Origin of the sequence: Mangrovicoccus ximenensis (assembly GCF_003056725.1) — a bacterium.
GTDB lineage: Bacteria > Pseudomonadota > Alphaproteobacteria > Rhodobacterales > Rhodobacteraceae > Mangrovicoccus > Mangrovicoccus ximenensis.
On record NZ_QBKZ01000015.1, the window covers coordinates 212,733 to 231,978 of the forward strand.

The 19,246-nt window shown below is 69.5% G+C and carries 16 protein-coding genes and 3 pseudogenes; 9 read left to right on the forward strand and 10 right to left on the reverse strand.

Annotation, left to right across the window (positions count from 1 at the left end):
* Positions 1-41: 41 nt before the first annotated feature.
* Together C7T91_RS17005 and C7T91_RS17010 are read right to left on the reverse strand one after the other, a co-directional pair.
* Positions 42-1,181 (reverse strand): PRC-barrel domain-containing protein, encoded by a 1,140-nt coding sequence (locus C7T91_RS17005; RefSeq protein ID WP_161555949.1) that lies wholly within the window; start codon positions 1,179-1,181, stop codon positions 42-44.
* A 145-nt stretch (positions 1,182-1,326) separates the two neighbouring features.
* Positions 1,327-1,902, reverse strand: coding sequence for a phospholipase D-like domain-containing protein (locus tag C7T91_RS17010; RefSeq protein ID WP_145962920.1), 576 nt, complete (start codon positions 1,900-1,902; stop codon positions 1,327-1,329).
* Here C7T91_RS17010 and C7T91_RS17015 point away from each other — a divergent pair.
* Together C7T91_RS17015 and C7T91_RS17020 are read left to right on the forward strand one after the other, a co-directional pair.
* A complete protein-coding gene (locus C7T91_RS17015; RefSeq protein ID WP_161555950.1) occupies positions 1,880-2,278 on the forward strand; it encodes a hypothetical protein in 399 nt (132 codons plus the stop codon). The two genes, C7T91_RS17010 and C7T91_RS17015, sit on opposite strands and share 23 nt — an antisense overlap.
* Positions 2,275-3,606, forward strand: coding sequence for a S41 family peptidase (locus C7T91_RS17020; RefSeq protein WP_108260288.1), 1,332 nt, complete (start codon positions 2,275-2,277; stop codon positions 3,604-3,606). The genes C7T91_RS17015 and C7T91_RS17020 overlap by 4 nt, the downstream gene beginning before the upstream one ends.
* 1,059 nt (positions 3,607-4,665) lie before the next feature.
* Here the strand turns inward: C7T91_RS17020 and C7T91_RS17025 are convergent.
* Positions 4,666-5,286, reverse strand: coding sequence for an exopolysaccharide biosynthesis protein (locus C7T91_RS17025; protein ID WP_236638296.1), 621 nt, complete (start codon positions 5,284-5,286; stop codon positions 4,666-4,668).
* A 323-nt stretch (positions 5,287-5,609) separates the two neighbouring features.
* Here C7T91_RS17025 and C7T91_RS37940 point away from each other — a divergent pair, with 323 nt between their 5' ends.
* Positions 5,610-5,744, forward strand: coding sequence for a hypothetical protein (locus C7T91_RS37940; protein WP_269101926.1), 135 nt, complete (start codon positions 5,610-5,612; stop codon positions 5,742-5,744).
* 34 nt (positions 5,745-5,778) lie between these two features.
* On the opposite strand, the gene C7T91_RS17030 is transcribed toward C7T91_RS37940, so the two are convergent.
* Both C7T91_RS17030 and C7T91_RS17035 read right to left on the reverse strand, forming a co-directional pair.
* A complete protein-coding gene (locus C7T91_RS17030) occupies positions 5,779-6,429 on the reverse strand; it encodes a GntR family transcriptional regulator (RefSeq protein WP_108260289.1) in 651 nt (216 codons plus the stop codon).
* Positions 6,426-6,782, reverse strand: a pseudogene (locus C7T91_RS17035) (M48 family metallopeptidase); the annotation flags it as partial. The gene C7T91_RS17030 and the pseudogene C7T91_RS17035, both read right to left, overlap by 4 nt.
* A 24-nt stretch (positions 6,783-6,806) precedes the next feature.
* On the opposite strand from C7T91_RS17035, the pseudogene C7T91_RS35985 reads away from it, so the two are divergent.
* Both C7T91_RS35985 and C7T91_RS35990 read left to right on the forward strand, forming a co-directional pair.
* Positions 6,807-7,298 (forward strand): annotated as a pseudogene (locus C7T91_RS35985) (LysR substrate-binding domain-containing protein); the annotation flags it as partial.
* Between the two features lie 60 nt (positions 7,299-7,358).
* Positions 7,359-7,754: pseudogene (locus C7T91_RS35990) on the forward strand (bifunctional methylenetetrahydrofolate dehydrogenase/methenyltetrahydrofolate cyclohydrolase); the annotation flags it as partial.
* A 33-nt stretch (positions 7,755-7,787) separates the two neighbouring features.
* On the opposite strand, the gene C7T91_RS17045 reads toward C7T91_RS35990, so the two are convergent.
* Positions 7,788-9,092, reverse strand: a complete 1,305-nt coding sequence (locus C7T91_RS17045) for an ATP-binding cassette domain-containing protein (RefSeq protein WP_108260291.1) — start codon at positions 9,090-9,092, stop codon at positions 7,788-7,790.
* A 427-nt stretch (positions 9,093-9,519) separates the two neighbouring features.
* Here C7T91_RS17045 and C7T91_RS17050 point away from each other — a divergent pair, with 427 nt between their 5' ends.
* A complete protein-coding gene (locus C7T91_RS17050) occupies positions 9,520-9,843 on the forward strand; it encodes a gamma-glutamyltransferase (protein ID WP_108260292.1) in 324 nt (107 codons plus the stop codon).
* 19 nt (positions 9,844-9,862) lie between these two features.
* On the opposite strand, the gene C7T91_RS17055 is transcribed toward C7T91_RS17050, so the two are convergent.
* The 4 genes from C7T91_RS17055 to C7T91_RS17070 all read right to left on the reverse strand — a co-directional run bounded on the left by C7T91_RS17055 (position 9,863) and on the right by C7T91_RS17070 (position 13,596).
* The gene (locus C7T91_RS17055; RefSeq protein WP_108260293.1) at positions 9,863-10,876 is read right to left on the reverse strand and encodes an ABC transporter ATP-binding protein; all 1,014 of its coding nucleotides are present in this window, start codon (positions 10,874-10,876) and stop codon (positions 9,863-9,865) included.
* Positions 10,869-11,645 (reverse strand): ABC transporter permease, encoded by a 777-nt coding sequence (locus tag C7T91_RS17060; protein WP_108260294.1) that lies wholly within the window; start codon positions 11,643-11,645, stop codon positions 10,869-10,871. The genes C7T91_RS17055 and C7T91_RS17060 overlap by 8 nt, the downstream gene beginning before the upstream one ends.
* 3 nt (positions 11,646-11,648) lie before the next feature.
* Entirely contained in the window at positions 11,649-12,473 is an 825-nt protein-coding gene (locus tag C7T91_RS17065; protein WP_108260295.1) for an ABC transporter permease, read from the reverse strand.
* A 106-nt stretch (positions 12,474-12,579) separates the two neighbouring features.
* Positions 12,580-13,596, reverse strand: a complete 1,017-nt coding sequence (locus C7T91_RS17070; RefSeq protein ID WP_108260296.1) for an extracellular solute-binding protein — start codon at positions 13,594-13,596, stop codon at positions 12,580-12,582.
* Between the two features lie 465 nt (positions 13,597-14,061).
* Between C7T91_RS17070 and C7T91_RS17075 the strand changes: the two genes are divergently transcribed.
* The 3 genes from C7T91_RS17075 to xdhB all read left to right on the forward strand — a co-directional run bounded on the left by C7T91_RS17075 (position 14,062) and on the right by xdhB (position 19,113).
* The gene (locus C7T91_RS17075) at positions 14,062-15,204 is read left to right on the forward strand and encodes a sensor histidine kinase (RefSeq protein ID WP_108260297.1); all 1,143 of its coding nucleotides are present in this window, start codon (positions 14,062-14,064) and stop codon (positions 15,202-15,204) included.
* A 205-nt stretch (positions 15,205-15,409) separates the two neighbouring features.
* A complete protein-coding gene (gene xdhA, locus C7T91_RS17080) occupies positions 15,410-16,774 on the forward strand; it encodes a xanthine dehydrogenase small subunit (protein ID WP_108260298.1) in 1,365 nt (454 codons plus the stop codon).
* The gene (gene xdhB, locus C7T91_RS17085) at positions 16,771-19,113 is read left to right on the forward strand and encodes a xanthine dehydrogenase molybdopterin binding subunit (protein ID WP_108260299.1); all 2,343 of its coding nucleotides are present in this window, start codon (positions 16,771-16,773) and stop codon (positions 19,111-19,113) included. The genes xdhA and xdhB overlap by 4 nt, the downstream gene beginning before the upstream one ends.
* Positions 19,114-19,246 lie beyond the last annotated feature (133 nt).

Consider the following 19,246-nt stretch of genomic DNA (forward strand, 5'->3'; position numbering starts at 1 on the left):
GCAGGGCGGCCCCGGCAGGACCGCCCCAAGGGGCGAGGGGATTACCCCTCGTATTCGGGCATTTCCATCAGCTCGTCCTTGGTCGCGTTGACCTGGATGCGCAGCTCGTCGCCGCCCTCGAGCTTTTCGATGTTCATCTTGTCGAAGCCCAGCTCGACCCGCTTCTCGCCGAGGCCGAGGAAGCCGCCGACATCGACGATCGCCTTGTCGACCTGGCCGTCGGTGCTCATCGACACCTCGTGCACCTCGCCGATGCGCTTGTCGTTCAGGTCATAGACCCGCGCGCCGGTCAGCTGATCGGTGGTCACGTCGCCGACATCGGCGGTGACATAGCCCTCTTGCGGATCCGTGGCCGCGGCCATGTTCTGGCCGGCCTCCTGCATTTCCTCGCCGGCGGCAGCGACCGCACCGGCCACGGCATTGCCGGCATCCTGCGCAGCCTCGCCCGTCGCCTCGGCGGCGTTCTCGAGGCCCTGCTCGGCGCTTTCCATCGCGGCGGCGGTCTTGTCGCCCGCCTCATCGAGGGCAGCTTCGCCCTGGGCGGCCTTCTCCTCGGTCCATTCGGCGGCCTCGGTCTCGCTCAGGTCGCGGCTTTCCGGCACGACGGCGGTGGTGCCGTCCGCGGCCTCGGGCACGGCCGCGACATTGGCATCGGCCGCGTCCAGGCCTGCGCGCAGCTCGGGGTCCTCGTAGACCGGCGCGTTCTCCAGCGTCTCGCGGCTCGACTCGAAGACCACGAACCAGTCATCCGCCTCCTCGCCGCCCGGCATGAACTGCAGCTTGTCCATCGAGATGGCGACCTGCTTCTCGCCGATGCCGAGGAAGCCGCCGACATCGACGAGGATCGCCTCGATCTCGCCGTCGCGGCTCATCAGGACATCGCCGATCTCGCCGACATCGTCATAGTTCTCGCGCGGATCGGCGGGGGTGCCGACCTCGGCCGCGACCTGGTCGGCCGCCCGGTCTTCGGTGCCGGTGCCGTCAACCGGCATCTCCGCGGCAGCATCCGCTTCGTCGGCGGCTTCCGGCGTATAGACGCGGGCGCCGATGAAGTTGGAGGCGCGGACTTCCTCGCCGGTCGGATTGTAGGCGAAACCGCTCATCTCGTCGGCGGTCTGTGCCGAAAGCGGTGCGGCCAGAACAAGTGCGAGTGCGGTCGAAGCGACGGTGAACTTGGTCATCTCTCTCTCCCAGATTTCCCGATCGTCGTCTTGCGATCGGGGAGTAAACCGGGCAGGAGACCGGAAAGTTCCCGCATAGAGTGTTGAAATAAATCGTTTTTTGAAGGGAACCCAGAAAGGGGGACGCGCGTTTCGCGCGCCCCGCTCAGACAGCCTCGTCCGGAAAGCCGGGCAGTTCCACCGCGAAATCGTCAGCTTGCGCCCAAGGATAGGGCATGGCGAAGCCCTTGCGCTCTGCGGGGGCGCGCGCGGCATTGGCGCGGGCCCGCGCCCGCCAGGCATCGGCGCGCCAGCGGAAGGCCTCGCCATGGACGTCGAAGGCACCGCCGATCCAATGGCGCATGCAGCGGTCGCGCAGCTCCTGCACTTCGCCGGGCCGCTTCAGCGCCACCCCCGCCTCGGTATCCCAGCGCAGCGAGCGTCCGTTGAGGTTGGCCGAGGACACGATCGCCGCCGTCTCGTCGAAGACCGAGACCTTGGCATGGACATAGACCTGCGGCGCGCCCTCCACGGTATCGCGCTCGCCATCGGGGTCGGCGGCGGCGGAGCGCGGCTGCACCGGGCAGATCGCGTAGAAGCGGCGGCCGAAGGCCTTGGCGACGGTCTTCAGGCAGCGCACCTGGAGCGCCTCGGCATGGCGCATCCCCAACCCGTGATCGCTGTTGAAGGCGACGTCCTCGGGCGCGGCGGGCAACACCGTGACCAGCTGCAGCTCCGGCACCTCGCGGCCGCGCCGCCCCGGAACGCTGGTCTCGGCCCCCGCCGCGGGCCATGTGCTCTATGCCGGCCCGCTGCGCGGCCACCGGCTTGTGCTGGTGATCGAGCTGGCGCCGGGACGCACCCTGTCGCTGACCGGACTCGGGCGCCTGCTGGTGCGTTCGGGCGATCCGGTCGCTCCGGGCCTGCCGCTGGGCTTCCTGCCCGAAGCTGCGCAAGTCTCCGCCGCCGGGGCGGAAATCCACGGAAATGTGACGCCTGCCCCGTTTACAACTGGCGACCTGCCGGGAGACACGCTTTATATGGAAACCAGAGATGCCAACAGGCCCGTGAACCCCGCCCTGTGGTTCGCGGCGGAAGAGGACAAGAGACCGCAATGAGATCCTTCGTGATGGCCGCCCTGGCCGGAACCGTGGCTGGCGCCGTGCTGACCGCCGAGATCGCCCGCCCCGTGCTGGCCCAGGAACAGTCGGACTCGATGTCGGTCTACCAGCAGCTCGACCTGTTCGGCGACATCTTCGAACGCATCCGCGGCCAGTATGTCGAAGAGGTGGATGACGGCAAGCTGATCGAGGCGGCGATCAACGGCATGCTCACCTCGCTCGACCCGCATTCCAGCTATCTCGCCCCGAACGATGCCGAGGACATGCGCGTCCAGACCCGCGGCGAATTCGGCGGGCTCGGCATCGAGGTCACCCAGGAAGACGGCTTCGTCAAGGTCGTCTCGCCGATGGACGGCACCCCGGCCGACGAGGCCGGGATCGAGGCGGGCGACTTCATCACCCATGTCGACGGCGAGAGCATCCTCGGCCTGACGCTGGACGAAGCTGTCGAGCTGATGCGCGGCCCGGTCGGCTCGGACATCACCGTGACGGTCGTGCGCGAGGGCACCGACGAACCCTTCGACGTCACCATCACCCGCGACACGATCAAGCTGACCGCCGCGCGCGTGCGCACCGAGGGCAACACCGTCGTCCTGCGCGTCACCACCTTCAACGACCAGACCTATCCCAACATGGAGGAAGGGCTGAACGAGGCGGTCGAGGAGCTCGGCGGCATCGAGAACGTCCAGGGCTTCGTGCTCGACCTGCGCAACAACCCGGGCGGCCTGCTGACCCAGGCGATCAAGGTCTCGGACGCGTTCCTCGACAAGGGCGAGATCGTCTCGACCCGCGGCCGCAACCCGGCCGACGGCGACCGCTACAACGCGACCGAGGGCGACCTGGCCGACGGCAAGCCGCTGGTCGTGCTGATCAACGGCGGCTCCGCCTCGGCGTCGGAAATCGTCGCGGGCGCGCTGCAGGACCACCGCCGCGCGGTGGTCGTCGGCACCAAGAGCTTCGGCAAGGGCTCGGTCCAGACCGTGATGCCGGTGCCCGGCGGCGGCGCGATGCGCCTGACCACCGCGCGCTACTACACGCCTTCGGGCCGCTCGATCCAGGCGCTCGGCGTGTCCCCCGACATCGTCGTGGAGCAGCAGCCGGCCGAGGAGGTCACCGAGGAGGATGAAGCCACCATCCGCACCCGGACCGAGGCCGACCTGCGCGGCAGCCTCGACAATGACAGCCTGACCGAGGACGAGCAGAAGCAGATCCAGGAAGAGCAGGAGGCCGCGCTTGCCGCCGCCCATCTGCGCGGCCAGGACTTCCAGCTCTCCTACGCGATCGACCTGCTCACGGGCCTCTCGGCGCTGAACCAGCCCGAGTGATCCGCCAGCCAGCGGGCCGCAGAGGACAGACATCGACCCGCCCCGGATGCCGCCCGCATCCGGGGCGGTTTTCCGTTTGCGGGCCTCTGCCTGCGCAATCCGCCCCTGTCCTGCTGCATGGCCCGGCAGGGCGGCGGACAACCCCGTTCCGGACGCCGGGAAGGCAGACGGAGGCCTGCCGTCGCAAGCTGCGCCGCACCGCCTGCCCTGACCGCGGCGGCCGGAGACCGGCCAGCCGCAGCCTGCGCGGGCACGGCCAGATCGTCCTTGAGGATGCGGCGTTCCGGGATGCACCGCCCCCTGGCTGACCGGCGGAAAGCGGATCCCTTCGCGAACAGGCACACCCAGCCCCACGCGGGCGCCCGGAACGCCGGCATCGTCGCATCCGGAAAGCCGGGACCTTGGCCCGGTGTCCCGGCCATGATGCCGATGCACGGGGCAGCGGGCGGGGCAGGACGGCCCTTCCGATGGCCTCCGGCCAGAGGCGCTGCGCCCCTCCCGTCGGCACACGGATCCGAATTCGGCTCCACCGTGCCTGCAGCTCCATGCGCAGTGCCTCTGGCGAGGTCCCGCTTGCCGCGGACCCGGCTCCGCCCATCGGGCAGGCCGCACTCCCGGCTTGGCACGCGGGCTTGGCGCCGTCGACGGGCGCGTGGTCCCTCTGGCCGCTGCAGTCCTCATGCATCGGACCGGCATCCATGCGCATGGAACAGAGTCGGCGGCAGGCCTGAATCCTGACCTGCCGACTGCAGCGGCGGAGCGGTGGCCGGAAAAGCCTCGGCAAGACAGGCAGGGACGCTCGAGCGGAGCGGCGCCGGAAACCGCCCGGCACGGGCCAGCCTCGCGGCATCGCCGAGAGACTGCGTGCCCCTCGGCACCGGAAACGACGGGAATTCGCCGGCCTGCCGCCGCCTGCCTCCTCCGGGACGCACGCGCGATGTCCGGCCTCTCCGGCGCGTGACCTTATCGGACTGCGGGATCGAGCCGGTCAGCGGTCCGGCCCCGCCGCCTCGCATCCGCGTGGCGGGACGGTCCGACCCTGGCCCCGGGCGCGTCCGGTCAGAGCGCGGCGGCCGCCACGGCGTTGAGCGCATAGAAAGGCAGCGACAGCGCGGTGACCATCAGGAGCGCCCCCATCGACATGAACAGCGCGTCGCGCGCCAGCATCGCCACCGCGAAGAGCAGGACCGACAGGCCGAGCACCGAGGAGGAGAACGGCACGATCTCCAGAACGGGCATCGCCAGGCCGCATCCGAGGCAGGCCACCTCGCAGGCCTTGCGGATCGGCTTGCGCATCGCCCAGGAGCCGCGGCCGGTGGCATGGCGGTCGAGCCAGCGCGCCAGCCCGCCGAGCCGTCCGATCGCGGTGCGGGCACGCGCCCCGCGGATCGTCTTGCGCGTCACGGCCCCTGGCAGCCACAGGTGCCGCCGCCCGATGACCATCTGCAGCGCGACGAAGGCGATCGTCAGGCCGCAGATCGAAGAAAACAGCGGAATCCCGGAAAGCGGCGACACCACCAGCAGCGCAGGCACCATCAGCACCGGCAGGAAGGACGTATCGCCCACCGCATCCAGAATGCCCTGCAGCGACACCGTCTCGCCCGAGGCGGCCTCGCCCAGCTTCCCGACCAGGGCCTCCATGGTCCCGTCCTGCCCTGCATCCACGAACTCGTCCATCATCACCATTTCCGTCCTCCGCCGCGCCAACCTTGCGCCGACTCAACGGCGGCGGACCGGGGCGGTTCCCGCTGCCGCAGAGATAGGCGCGAGGGAGCCGATGCCGCAAGGGCCATGCATCCGGTGCAATCCCGCGATGAGATCCGTTCAAGACGCCCGGCGCGGATCGCCCGGAATCCGGCGCTCAGGCGGCTCAGCGGCAAAGTTTCCAAACCGCCCGCCGAATGGGCAAGACTTCCTTGACCAAGCGCGGAAAGCGCGCATGGACCGAACGCATCCAAAAATGTAGATACCGCGCCGTCGCCAGTCGAATTGGAGCCGCCGAAATGCATCCGAACCTGACCAAATCCTGCCCGAACCACGCCGCCGAGCCGCATGCGCGGATCTCCCTGACCCAGGCCATGGTCGTGCTGGGCACCTGGGTCGGCTTCTTCGCCGCCGGTCTCGCGCTGCTGCCCTGATCCCCTGCCATCGCGGCGCGGAGCGGTCCGAAGATCACTCCCCCGCGATCATCCGGAGCCCCTGGGTCACGTCGGTCCTGACCGCCAGCCGCAGACCGGGCTCGTCCCCCGCCTTCAGCGCCTCGATGATCAGCCGGTGGCCATGCGGCACGCCGGTGCGGCCGAGCCGTCCGTAGAGCGCCCCCATCGTCGGGCCGAGCTGCAGCCAGACGGTTTCCAGCATCGCCAGCATCGCCGGGGCCTGCGCCCGCAGGTAGAGAGTGCGGTGGAATTCCAGATTGTGCCGGATATAGCCGACCGCGTCGCCGCGGGCGACAGCCGCAGCGATCACCATGTTGACCGCCTCCAGCCGCTCGATCAGCGCGAAATGCACCTTGGGCAGCGCGCGCGAGCTGAGCTCCGGCTCGATCATGCTGCGCAGCGCCGCCAGTTCCTCGATCCGGTCATTGCCGAGCGCCGGAGTCGCCACGCGCCCCGAGCCCGACAGCGTCAGCGCCCCCTCCGCCACCAGCCGCCGCACGGATTCCCGCGCCGGCGTCATCGACACGCCGAATTCGGCCGCGATGCCCCGGATGGTCAGCGCCTGGCCCGGCGGCAGCTCGCCGCACATGATCCGGCCGCGCAGGGTCCGGTAGACCCGGTCATGCGCCGCTGGCGCGCCGTCGGAGGCACGGGCCGCGCTCATCCCTCCTGTCCCCCGAAGCGGTAGCGGTGAAGCCATGCGCCGTTCTCCCTCAGCCAGCGGCGATCGGCGGCATAGCCGGGATGGAGCCGCGCCACCTCCGCCCAGAAGGCCGCGGAATGGTTCATCTCGGCCAGATGCGCCACTTCATGGGCGGCGACATAGTCGAGGATCTGGCGCGGTGCCATGATCAGCCGCCAGGAAAACATCAGCCGCCCTTCCGAGGAGCACGACCCCCAGCGCGAGCGCGTGTCGCGCAGCGCCAGCTCGGAATAGCTGCGGCCCAGCCGCGCCGCATAGAGGTCGCAGCGCTCTGCCAGCCGGTCGCGGGCCAGCGCGGCCAGCCAGGCGCGGACCTGCGGCGCGGTTGGCTGCCGCAGGTGTGCGCCGCGCTGGCGGCGGTCGACGGGCTGGAGCCGGCGGCGGAGCGGATCCTCGGCGGCCATTCCGGGCGGCTGGAGCTGTCCTTCGTCTCGACCGCCGACTATTCCATTCTGCCGCGGCTGGTGCACCGCTTCCGCGAACTCTACCCGGAGGTGGAGCTGGCGCTGAACGAGGCGACCAGCGACCGCCAGATCGCCGAGCTTGCCGAGGGCAAGGGGCAGGCCGGGATCGTGATCCGCCAGGGCGTCGGCGTCCTGCCCGCGGGGTTCGGCTACCGGCGCCTGCTGGCCGAGCCGCTGATCGCTGCCGTGCCGGAGCTGTGGATTGACGAGGGGCGGCTGGTCCCGGAGAGCGGCCGGATCCCGGCGGAGGCGGTGATCGCCGCGCCGCTGATCCTGTTCCCGCGCCGCGCCGCGCCGGTCTTCCATGATCTGGTGACCGGCTATTATTCGGATTGCGGCGGCGAGGCCCGGGTGGCGCAGCACGCGATCCAGATGCAGACCATCATCAGCCTGGTCTCGGCCGGCATGGGCATCGCGCTGGTGCCGATCGTCGGAAAGCCGATGGCGCAGCTGCTGACCAATGCCTCGGCGACGGTGACGCTGGCGCATTCGCGCACCAAGGACCTGCCCGAGGTGGTGCGCCGCGCCGATATCGTCGTGGCTGCGGTCGGCCGCCCCGAGATGGTCAAGGGCGACTGGATCAAGCCGGGTGCGACGGTGATCGATGTCGGCATCAACCGCATCGACGCGCCCGAGCTGGGCGAGGGCAAGGCGCGGCTCGTCGGCGATGTCGATTTCGCGGAGGCGAAGGAGGTCGCGGGCGCGATCACCCCGGTGCCGGGCGGCGTCGGTCCGATGACCATTGCCTGCCTGCTGGCCAATACCGTCACCGCGACCTGCCAGGCCAACGGCCTGGCCGTGCCGCCGGTCCTGACGGTCTGATCTGTCCGCCCCGGTCCGCGGGCCGGGGCCGCCTCAGCCGGGCTGCACCGCCATCATCGTTCCCTGGATCGCGCCCGCGAGCTTGCGGTTGCCCCCGGCATCCTCGGTTTCGATATCGGCGCGCACCACGGTGATCTGCTTTCCGGCGCGCAGCACCGTGCCGGTGGCGATCAGGCGCAGCCCGACCATCGGGCGCAGCATGTTCATCTTCATTTCGACCGAGACCACGTCCATCTCCGGCGGCATCATGGTCAGTGCGGCATAGCCCGCGGCGCTGTCGGCCAGCGAGAAGCCCGCACCGGCATGGGCAAAGCCCTGTTGCTGGGTGACCGCCGGGCCGACCGGCATCGACAGGACGCAGCGCCCCGGCGCGACCTCCACGATCCGGGCGCCGAGCGTCTGCATCAGTCCCTGGCGGGAGAAGCTGTCGGTGATTCGGGCGGTGAGGGCGTCATCGGTCATGGCGCCATGCTGCGGCGGGTGCGGCGGCGCGGCGAGCGGGCATCTTGCCGCTGCGCGCCGAGCGGAACGGGCCCGCAGTCCCGTCCGCCCGGCCGGCAGCGCCAGCCGCCAGTCCGGCCCCGACAGCACGCCGCCCGGCCCGATCTCCGCCGTGAGCAGGTTCATCGGCGGCTCGCCGATGAATTGCGCGACGAACGTGTTGGCGGGACGGTCGTAGAGCTCCTGCGGGGACCCGACCTGCATCAATTCGCCCGCATTCATCACCGCGATCACGTCGCACATGGCGATCGCCTCGGTCTGGTCATGGGTCACGAGGATCGAGGTCAGCCCCTGGAGCTGCTGCAGCCGCTTGATTTCGGTGCGCAGCTCCACCTTCTGGTCGGCATCGAGATGGCTCAAGGGCTCGTCGAAGACGATCACTTCGGGGTTCCGGACCAGCGCGCGGCCGATCGAGACCCGCTGCTGCGCGCCGCCCGAGAGCTTGCGCACCTTCTCGCCCGAGATGCCGTCGAGCCGCAGGAGCTTCAGGATTGAACCGACCTTTTCGGCGACCTCGGCCTTCGGCGCGCCGCGGACCCTGAGCGGAAAGGCGATGTTCTCGAAGACCGACAGATGCGCGTAGAGCGCGTAATCCTCGAAGACCATGGCGATGTTGCGCGCGCCGGGCGGCAGCGCCTGGACCTCGCGCCCGGAAAACAGGATGCGGCCCGCCGTGGTTTCCTCGATCCCGGCGATCATCTTCAGCGTCGTCGACTTGCCGCAGCCCGAGGGGCCGAGCAGGCCCAGCATCTGCCCGGTCGGGCAATGCAGGTCGATGCCGCGCACCGCGGCGAAGCTGCCGTAATCCTTGGCGAGTCCTTCCAGAGCGATGCTCATCGCGCCGCCTCCGCGGTCTGAAAATGCCGGAATTTTCGCAGGCAGGCCGCGCAGAACCGCGCGGCGGGATGGCTGGACATCTGGACCACTCATTCAGCTTAACCTTGATGAAAGGCTAGCAGCGGCAATGATACCTGTACATATAATCAGCATACCAATTAACTGACTCTGGCGCGGAAAAAACGCGGATATTTGATGCATGTTGAGAACATGCGCAGCCCGTGCCGCAGGGGTGCGACCGCTGGAACATCATCCGCACACTGCCTAACGTCATCCCTGCGCGGGAGTCTCCGGCGGCCGGACAGGGCCGCCGCAGCCGCAGGATTTCCGGGATGCGGAAAGCCGCGGGCGCATTCGCGCTGTACAGATCTGACGTGCACGGATTACCTGCGACCCGCAGAGGACTGGCAGACAGGCAGGAGAGACCATGCTGAATTCCGCGCTCGGGCTGAAAGGCGCCTTCACCGCTCCGCACCAGGCCGCGACCCAGGCCGGGCTGGGCGTCCTGGCCGAAGGCGGCTCGGCGATCGAGGCGATGGTGGCCGCGGCCGCCGCCGTGGCGGTGGCCTATCCGCACATGAACGGCATCGGCGGCGATGGCTTCTCATCGAGCCCGCAGGCCAGGGCGGCGCCCTGCGCGTTGGCGATTGCCCGGGCAAGCGGCGCATTGCCCGCGACCAGCGAGATGCCGTCGATCACCGCGCCATGGCGGCGCAGGAGCAGCAGGGCCCAGAGATCGTCGAAGCCGTAATCGGTATCGACCCAGAGCCTCATGCGGCGAGGCCCCGCGCGGTGGCCAGCGGCAGGTCGAAGCGGATCGTCCCGCCGAGCGGGACCTCGGGCAGCTCGATGGCGGCATCGGCCTTGACCGGGCCGAGCGCGCTGTCGATGACATATTCGCGATGCGCCCCGGCAAAGCTCGCCGCGGCGACCCGGCCTTCGTGCGGGCCCTCGCCCACGGTGACGGCATCCGGGCGCCAGGCGAGGATCGGGCTCTGCGGCACCGCCGCGAGCGGCAGGCGGCCTTTGTCCGAGACGACGGCGGCGCCCTCGGTGCGGAAGATGTTCTCGAAGCCCATGAATTCGGCGGCAAAGGCGGTTTCGGGGCGGGCATAGAGATCGGCGGGGGTGCCGAGCTGCTCGATCCGTCCCTCGCGCATCAGCACGATCCGGTCGGCCAGCGCCAGCGCCTCGGCCTGGTCGTGGGTGACGAAAACCATGGTGATGCCGGTCTCCTTCTGCACCCGCTGCAGCTCGGTGCGCATCTCCAGCCGAAGCCGGGCATCGAGATTGGACAGCGGCTCGTCGAGGAGCAGCACCTTGGGCCGCATCACGAGGCTGCGCGCCAGCGCCACGCGCTGCTGCTGGCCGCCCGACATCTCGGCCGGCTTGCGCTTGCCGAAGCCGGTCAGCCCGACGGTGGCCAGCCCCTCTTCGGTGCGGGCGCGGATTTCCTCCGCGGGCAGCTTCTGCAGGCGCAGGCCGAAGGCGACGTTCTCGTGGGCGCTCAGATGCGGGAAAAGCGCGTAGGACTGGAAGACCAGCCCGATGCCGCGCTTGTTGGCGGGAACGCGGGTCACGTCGCGGCCGTCGATCTCGATCGTGCCGTCCGAGGGGTCGAGCAGCCCGGCGATGGCGCGCATGGTGGTGGTCTTGCCGCAGCCCGAAGGCCCGAGCAGCGCGATCAGCTCGCCCTCGCGGATCGACAGGTCGAGCGCGGGCACCGCCACGGTCCTGCCGTAGCCGAGGGTGAGGCCGGAGAGTTTGACGAAGGCATCAGACATAGCGAGAGAATCCCAGAAGGCGTTCGGCGGCGAAGACGATGGCGAGCGACATGAAGGCCAGGAGCGCCGAGAGCGCGGCGACCGAGGGATCGAAGGTGATCTCCATGTAGGCCAGCATGTCGATGGGCAGCGTGCGCACGCCCGGACCGGAGAGGAAGAGCGAGACCGGCACCTGGTTGAAGGAGGTGACGAAGCCGAGGATGAAGGCGGCCAGCACGCCGCCGCGGATGTTCGGCAGCACCACCTTCAGGAAGGCCTGGAGGCGGGTGCAGCCGAGGAGCACGGCGGCCTCCTCCATGTCGGCGCGCAGGTTGTTCATCGAAGAGCTGACCACCCGCACCGCATAGGGCAGCACCAGCGCGGTATGCGCCATGAAGAGCGCCGCGGTGACGGTGACGCCGGTGGGCACCACCATGTAGCGCAGGAGCGCGAGGCCGACGATGATGCCGGGCACGATGATCGGCGCGGCGACGACCGTGCGCAGCGTCTCGGCGCCGGGCAGGTCGTAGCGGTTCAGCGCATAGGCGGCCGGCACCCCGAGCAGCAGCGCCGCCAGCGTGCCGAAGACGGCAAGCGCCATCGACAGCACGAAGGAGGCGCGGAAGCTTTCGACTGTGAAAACCTTGAAATACCAGCCGAGCGTCAGCCCCTGCGGCGGGAAGGCCAGGTATTCGGTGTCCGAGGCCCCGGCGAGGATGATGATCAGGAACGGCCCGATCAGGAAGGTGAGGGTCAGGCCCAGGATGGCCCAGGTCGCAAGATGGCGCATGGATCAGCTCCGGGCGGTGGCGATGCGCTTCAGCAGAAGGTTCGCCGAGAAGGACATGACGATCAGGATCATGGCGATGACGCTGGCCGAGACGAAGTCGTTCGACACGTTGACCCGCTGGTAGAGCAGCGTTTCGAGCATCAGCACCTTCGAACCGCCGAGGATCGCCGGGGTGATGTAGGCGGTGAGCGCGCCGGTGAAGACCAGCGTGCCGCCGATCACCAGCCCCTCCTTGGTCAGCGGCAGGATCACCTTGAAGAAGACCTCGATCCAGCTCGCCCCGAGCACGCGGGCGGCGGGGATGACGTCGCGCGGGATGTTCTCCATCGCCGAGACCAGGCTGATGATCATCAAGGGCAGGAAGAGCTGCAGCAGCCCGAGGAAGACCGCGGTTTCCGTGAAGAGGAGCCGCAGCGGCGTGTCCGACAGGCCGAGCCCGGTGATCGCCTCGTTGACGATGCCGGTGCGCCCGAGGATGACGATCCAGGCATAGGTCCGCGCGACTGGCGAGATCATCAGCGGCAGCACCACCATGCCGAAGACCTTGCCGCGGGTCTTCGGGCCGAGATTGACGATGCAGAAGGCGGCGGCATAGCCGATCACCGCCGCCGTGCCCGCGACCAGCAGGCCGAGCTTCAGCGTGCGCAGGAAGACCGTGCGGTTCAGCGGCTCGGAGAAGAAGTCGATGTAGCCCTGGACCGACCAGCCGCCCGCGCTGCCGCGGAAGGCCTCGGACAGCAGGATGCCGACCGGGACGAGAAAGAGGAGCGTCGAGAAGATCGCGGCCGGCAGGGCCAGCGCCAGCCCTTCGCGCGTGTTGCGGAACATAGAGGGGATCCCGTCTGTCTGGAACGGTGGAGGGAGCCATGGGCCCGGGGGAGCGGCCGGAGCCCATGGCGGGGGGCGCTGGCGGCTGGCAGGCCGCCCGGCCGTGTCAGCGGATCACTTCGGCGTTCCACTGCGAGACCCAGGCCTCGCGCTTGTCGAGCACCTCGGCCGCCGGAAGGATGTTCAGCGCCTCGATCACCTCGGCGCCGTAGGTCAGGTTCTCCGCCGCCTCGTCGCTGAGCACGGCTTCCCTGTTGGCCGGGCTGTCGATCAGCCTCTCGCCGATCCGGGTCTGCACCTCGGTCGAAAGCCAGTAGTCCATGAACTCGTAGGCGAGGTCCTCGTTGCCGTTGCCCTTGGTCAGGATCATCACGTTCATGCCGCCGGCCTGGCCTTCCGCGGGCTCGGCCCAGGCGAAGGGCAGGCCCGCATTCTTGAAGCTGGCCCAGGCAAAGCGGCCGACCGGGGCGGCGATGACTTCCTGCTGGTTCATCAGCTGCACGAGCTCCGAGGAGCGCGAGAAGAAGGTGACGATATCGTCGGCATGGTCGCCGATCGACGAGATCACCGGGGCGAAATCATCCTCGTGCCCCTGCGCCTTGCCGAGCATCATCAGCGTCAGCGGGCCCTGCGTCGTGGTCACGTTCGGCAGCGCCACCTGGCCTGCCAGATCGGCGCCCAGCAGATCGCCCCAGCTGCCGATCTCCACCAGGTCCGGGCGGTAGACGATCGAGCTGGCATAATAGGTGTAGCCCACCGCCATGTTGCCGCCGATCGGATCCTTGGCGCTGTCGTAGAGCTTGGCGACATTCGACAGCTTCGCGCTGTCGAGCGGCTGGATCAGCCCCTTGCGCGCCAGGCTCAGCGCGTCCTGGGTGGAGATCACCGCCATGTCGATCACCGGATCGGCGGCATTGGCCTCGATCTTGGCCATGCGCTCGACGCTGTTGCCGGTCTCCACCACCAGCTCGCAGCCGCAGATCTCCTCGAACGGATCGTAGAGCGCTTCGCGGTATTCGTCCTGGGCGAAGGAATAGACCGAGATGGTCAGGGTCCGGTCGGCGGCAAGCGCGGGGCTGGCCATCGTGCCCGCGAGGGCGAGAAGCGGCAGGGCGGTCTTCATGGCAGGGTCTCCGTGTTGGTCGGGGTCTTGGGTCGGTCCAGGGGGCGGGGCGCGGCAGCCGAAGCGCGCGGCACCAGCCACATCGGCACGGCATGGCCCGCTGCGGGCGGCACCGGCACCGACAGGGCAAGGCCGCGTCCCGCCCGCCGGCCGAGATGCAGCCCCCAACGAGGCGCGCCGCTGCGGAAAACACGATGCCGCCGAGCCGGTCGGCCCGGCCCTGCGTGCAGGTGCCGGCACTTGCCGCCGGAAAAGCGTTGGCAATGCCGAGATGGAGAAGCGCAAGGCAATAGCCAAGCCATGTGCATGTCCGGGCCAGAATGCCGGTCAATGCCCTGCCTTCCGGCGGGTCCCCGCCGTCCGCCCAGCCCTACCCATTTCCGGCTTCCCCTCGCGACAGGCGCCGGTCTATAGAACGTTCGGTTTTAAGTAATTGGGCCCAGTGCCCCTTGGAGCAAGACACGCGTGCCGAAACACCGCTTTCCGCCGGAGGTCCCCGCCGATCACCAGGACCGCCTCGCGGATCCCGACCGTCTTGCCGCCCTGGAGCGCACCGCCCTGCTCGACACCCTGCCCGAGGAGGCCTTCGACCGTGCCGTGCGGCTGGCGACCGACGTGCTCGGCGTGCCGGTCGGGCTGATGGCGCTGGTCGATGACCAGCGGCAGTTCTTCAAGGCCCATGTCGGCCTGCCGGAGCCCGTCGCCTGCGCCCGCCAGACGCCGCTGTCGCACAGCTTCTGCCAGTATGTCGTGACCTGCGACCGGCCGCTCGCCGTCGAGGATGCCCGCGACCATCCGCTGATGCAGGCCAACGGCGCCGTCGCGGACATGTCGGTGGTCGCCTATCTCGGCGTGCCGATCCACGGTCCCGACGGCCAGGTGCTGGGCTCGTTCTGCGCCATCGACGACAAGCCCCGCGACTGGGAAGACCGCGAGCTGAAGGTGCTGGTCGATCTCTGCGCCATCATCGAAAGCGAGATCCGGCTCCGCCAGGAGGTCGCGCAGCGCCAGCTGCTGGTCGGCGAGCTGAACCACCGGGTGAAGAACCTGTTCTCGGTCGTCTCCGGCATGATCGGCATGACCGCGCGCACCGCGGAAAGCCCCGCCGAGATGTCCCAGACCCTGCGCGGCCGGATCAACGCGCTGGCCCGCGCCCATGACCTGATCCGCCCGGTCGTGACCCAGGAGGCCGAGGGCCGCGCCGATGTCTCGCTGCAGGCGCTGGTGGTGACGCTGCTCGAGCCGCATCTGATGCGCAAGGACGACCATGTCACGGTCGACGGCCCGACCCTGTCTCTGGGTGCGGGCGGCGCGACCAACCTGGCGCTGGTGCTGCATGAATTCGCCACCAACGCGGCGAAATACGGCGCGCTCTCGGTCTCCGAAGGGCATCTTGCCGTCACCTGGACGCTTGAGGGCGAACGGCTGGTGCTCGACTGGACCGAGACCGGCAGCCCGCCGATCGAGGCGCCCTCGAGCAGCGGCTTCGGCTCGCGGCTCGTCGACATGACCGTGCGCGGCCATTTCCGCGGCACGATGGAGACCGACTGGCGCGCGGACGGGCTGCGCCACCGGCTGGCCCTGCCGATGGGCCGCGTCGAGATCTGACCGTTTTCGCCGGTTGCCGAAAAGAGAGGCAACCGCCCGGAAAAGTGCAACACCCCGGTCCGGCCCGCTTGCAATGGGCCGGAATTCCGCCAAGCTGGGTTCCGGACATTTTCGCCGCCCCCGCTTTCCGCCGCATCGGGCAGGGACGGCCCGGACCCGGTTGCTTTCAGGGTCCCCGTGCAGAGAAAGCGGCGACAGGACGACCATGGCCGACGTCTCGTTTCTCCTGAACGGAGAGCTTGTGCGCCTCGACGGCATCTCCCCCACGACGACATTGCTGGACTGGCTGCGCGAAAGCCGCGGGCTGACGGGCACCAAGGAGGGCTGCAACGAGGGCGATTGCGGCGCCTGCACCGTGATGGTGACGGACGGGGACGGGGCGCGCGCGCTCAATGCCTGCATCCTGTTCCTGCCGCAGCTGCATGGCCGCGCGGTACGCACCGTCGAGGGCATCGCCGGGCCGGAGGGCCAGCTGCATCCGGTGCAGCAGGCGATGGTCGATCTGCACGGCTCGCAATGCGGCTTCTGCACGCCGGGCTTCGTCGCCTCGATGGCCGTCGCCCACATGGCCGGGGCGACCGATTACGACGACAAGCTGGCGGGCAATCTCTGCCGCTGCACCGGCTATGCGCCGATCATCCGCGCCGCCGAGGCCGCTGCCGCCGCGCCGGTGCCGGACTGGATGGCGGAAGATCTGGCGGCGCTCGGCACGCCCGGGTCGGACATGCCGGAGACCGTGGAGGCGCTGGCCGAGTGGTATCTCGCCCATCCCGGCGCGACGCTGATCGCCGGGGCGACGGATGTCGGGCTCTGGGTCACCAAACAGTTCCGGCCGCTGGGCCCGGTCGCCTTCCTCAACCGCATCCCGGAGCTCGCCGGGATCACCGTCACCGAGGACGCGATCCGCATCGGCGCGATGACCACCGTCACCGACTTCGGCGCCGCCATCGCAGCGCATCATCCGGGGCTTGCCGAAATGATCCGCCGCTACGGCTCCACCCAGGTGCGCAACGCGGCGACGATCGGCGGCAACATCGCCAACGGCTCGCCGATCGGCGACAGCCCGCCCGCGCTGATCGCGCTCGGCGCCACGCTGCACCTGCGCCGCGGCACCAAGAAGCGCAACTTGCCCCTGGAATCGTTTTTTCTCGACTACGGCAAGCAAGACCGCAACCCGGGCGAATTCGTCGAGGCCGTCAGCATCCCGCGCCAGCCCGACCGTCTGAAATGCTACAAGCTGTCGAAGCGCTTCGACCAGGACATCTCGGCGGTGCTGGGCGCGCTGTCGGTCAGCGTGGAGGACGGCCGCGTCACGGCCGCCCGCATCGCCTTCGGCGGCATGGCCGGCATCCCGAAGCGCGCATCCGCGGTCGAGGCGGCCCTTGTCGGCCAACCCTGGTCGCTGGAGACCGTCACCGCCGCCGCCGCGAAGATGGCCGAAGACTTCACGCCGCTTTCCGACATGCGCGCCAGCGCCGAGTACCGCCTGAAAGCCGCGTCCAACATGCTGATCCGCTATTTCCACGAGGATCAGGGCACCGCGGCCAATGTGCTGGAGGTGTCCGCATGAGCGTCGCGACCCCCCTGCCGCATGACGCGGCCGCCCTCCATGTCACCGGCGCGGCGCGCTATGTCGACGACATTCCGGTGCCCGCCAACTGCCTGCATCTCGCCTTCGGCCTGTCGAAAGCGGCGAAGGGACAGCTCGTCTCGCTCGACCTCGATGCGGTGCGCAGCGCGCCCGGCGTGGTGCTGGTGCTGACGGCGGCGGATTTCGCTCGTGTGCCCGACTGCTCGCCCGGCGCGCATGACGAGCCGCTGCTGTGCACCGGCGACATCCATTTCGCGGGCCAGCCGCTGTTCCTCGTCGCCGCCACCAGCCACGGAGCCGCCCGGCGGGCCGCGGCGCTCGGCAAGGCGGAGATCGCGGAAGAGACCCCGGTCCTGTCGATCGACGACGCGCTCAAGGCCCGGAGCTTCTTCGGAGAGAAGCTGGTCTGGGGCCAGGGCGATCCGGACCGCGCCATCACCGGCGCCGCCCGCTGCGTCGAGGGCTCGATGGAGATCGGCGGCCAGGAACATTTCTACCTCGAGAGCCAGGCCGCGCTGTCGGTGCCGCAGGAGGGCGGCGACATGCTGGTGCATTCCTCGACCCAGCACCCGACCGAGATCCAGCACAAGGTCGCCGAGGCGCTGGAGGTGGGGATGCATGCCGTGCGCGTCGAAACCCGCCGGATGGGCGGCGGCTTCGGCGGCAAGGAGAGCCAGGGCAACTGGCTGGCCATCGCCACCGCCGTGGTCGCGCAGCGCACCGGGCGGCCCGCCAAGATGCGCTATGACCGTGACGACGACATGGTGATCACCGGCAAGCGCCACGATTTCCGCATCGACTACCGCGTCGGCTTCGATGCCGAGGGCAGGATCGCCGGGATCGACTTCACCCAATTCTGCCGCTGCGGCTGGTCGCAGGACCTCAGCCACGCCATCGCCGACCGGGCGATGCTGCATGCCGACAATGCCTATCACCTGCCGCATGTGCGCATCACCTCGCACCGGCTGCGCACGAACACGGTGAGCGCCACCGCCTTCCGCGGCTTCGGCGGGCCGCAGGGCATGGTGGCGGTCGAGCGGGTTCTCGACCATGTCGCCCATGCGGTCGGCCGCGATCCCTTGGAGGTGCGAAAGCTCAACTACTACGACACCGTGCCCCGCCTGCCCGAAACGCTGCCCGCGGGCATGGAGGACGGCCGCGGCGTGGTGCCGGGGCCGCATGCGGTGCCGCAGGTCACGCCCTATGGCATGCCGGTCGAGGATTTCGAGCTGCACGAGATGACCGGGGCGCTGGCCGAGTCCTGCGACTACGCCGCCCGCCGCGCTGCGATCCGCAAATGGAACGAGGCGAGCCCGGTGCTGAAGCGCGGCATCGCGCTTTCCCCGGTGAAGTTCGGCATCAGCTTCACCCTGACCCATCTGAACCAGGCCGGCGCGCTGGTGCATGTCTACCAGGACGGCACGATCGCGATGAACCATGGCGGCACCGAGATGGGCCAGGGCCTGTTCCAGAAGGTCGCTCAGGTCGCCGCCAGCCGCTTCGGCGTCCCGCTGGCCCGCGTGAAGATCACCGCCACCGACACCGCCAAGGTGCCGAACACCTCGGCCACCGCCGCCTCCTCGGGCAGCGACCTCAACGGCATGGCGGTCCGCGCCGCCTGCGACACGATCGTCGGACGGCTGGCGGAGTTCATCGCCGAACGCCACCAGGCCAGCCCGCGCGAGGTGATCTTCGCCGATGACCGCGTCTCGGTGGGCCGCGAAAGCTACAGCTTCGAGGAGGTCGCCAAGGCCGCCTACGAGTCGCGCATCAGCCTGTCGGCCACCGGCTTCTACAAGACGCCGAAGATCGAATGGGACCGGATCGCGGGCCATGGACGGCCGTTCTTCTACTTCGCCTATGGCGTCGCCTGCACCGAGGTCGTTCTGGACACGCTGACCGGCGAGAACCGCATCCTGCGGACCGACATCCTGCATGACTGCGGCAGCTCGCTGAACCCGGCGCTCGACCGCGGCCAGGTCGAAGGCGCCTATGTGCAGGGCGCGGGCTGGCTGACGATGGAGGAGCTGGTCTGGGACAAGGCCGGGCGGCTCAGGACCCATGCGCCTTCGACCTACAAGATCCCGGCCTGCTCGGACCGGCCGCCGGTCTTCAACGTCGCGCTCTGGGACCGGCCGAACCGCGAGGACACGATCTACCGCTCGAAGGCCGTGGGCGAGCCGCCCTTCATGCTGGGCATCTCGAATTTCCTGGCGCTCTCCGACGCGGTCGCGGCCTGCGGCGCCGCCTATCCCTGCCTTGACGCGCCCGCGACGCCCGAGCGGCTGCTCTGGGCGGTGGAGCGGGTGCAGCCATGAGCTTCGACCGCGGGGAGCTGGCAAGCGCCGTGGCCGCGCATGGCCCGCGATGTTCGGCGGGGCTGCCCTCGCCGGGGCGGAGCTCGAGGCCGCCATGGCGCGCTTTCCCTTCCTTCCCGCGCTCTGGGCCGCG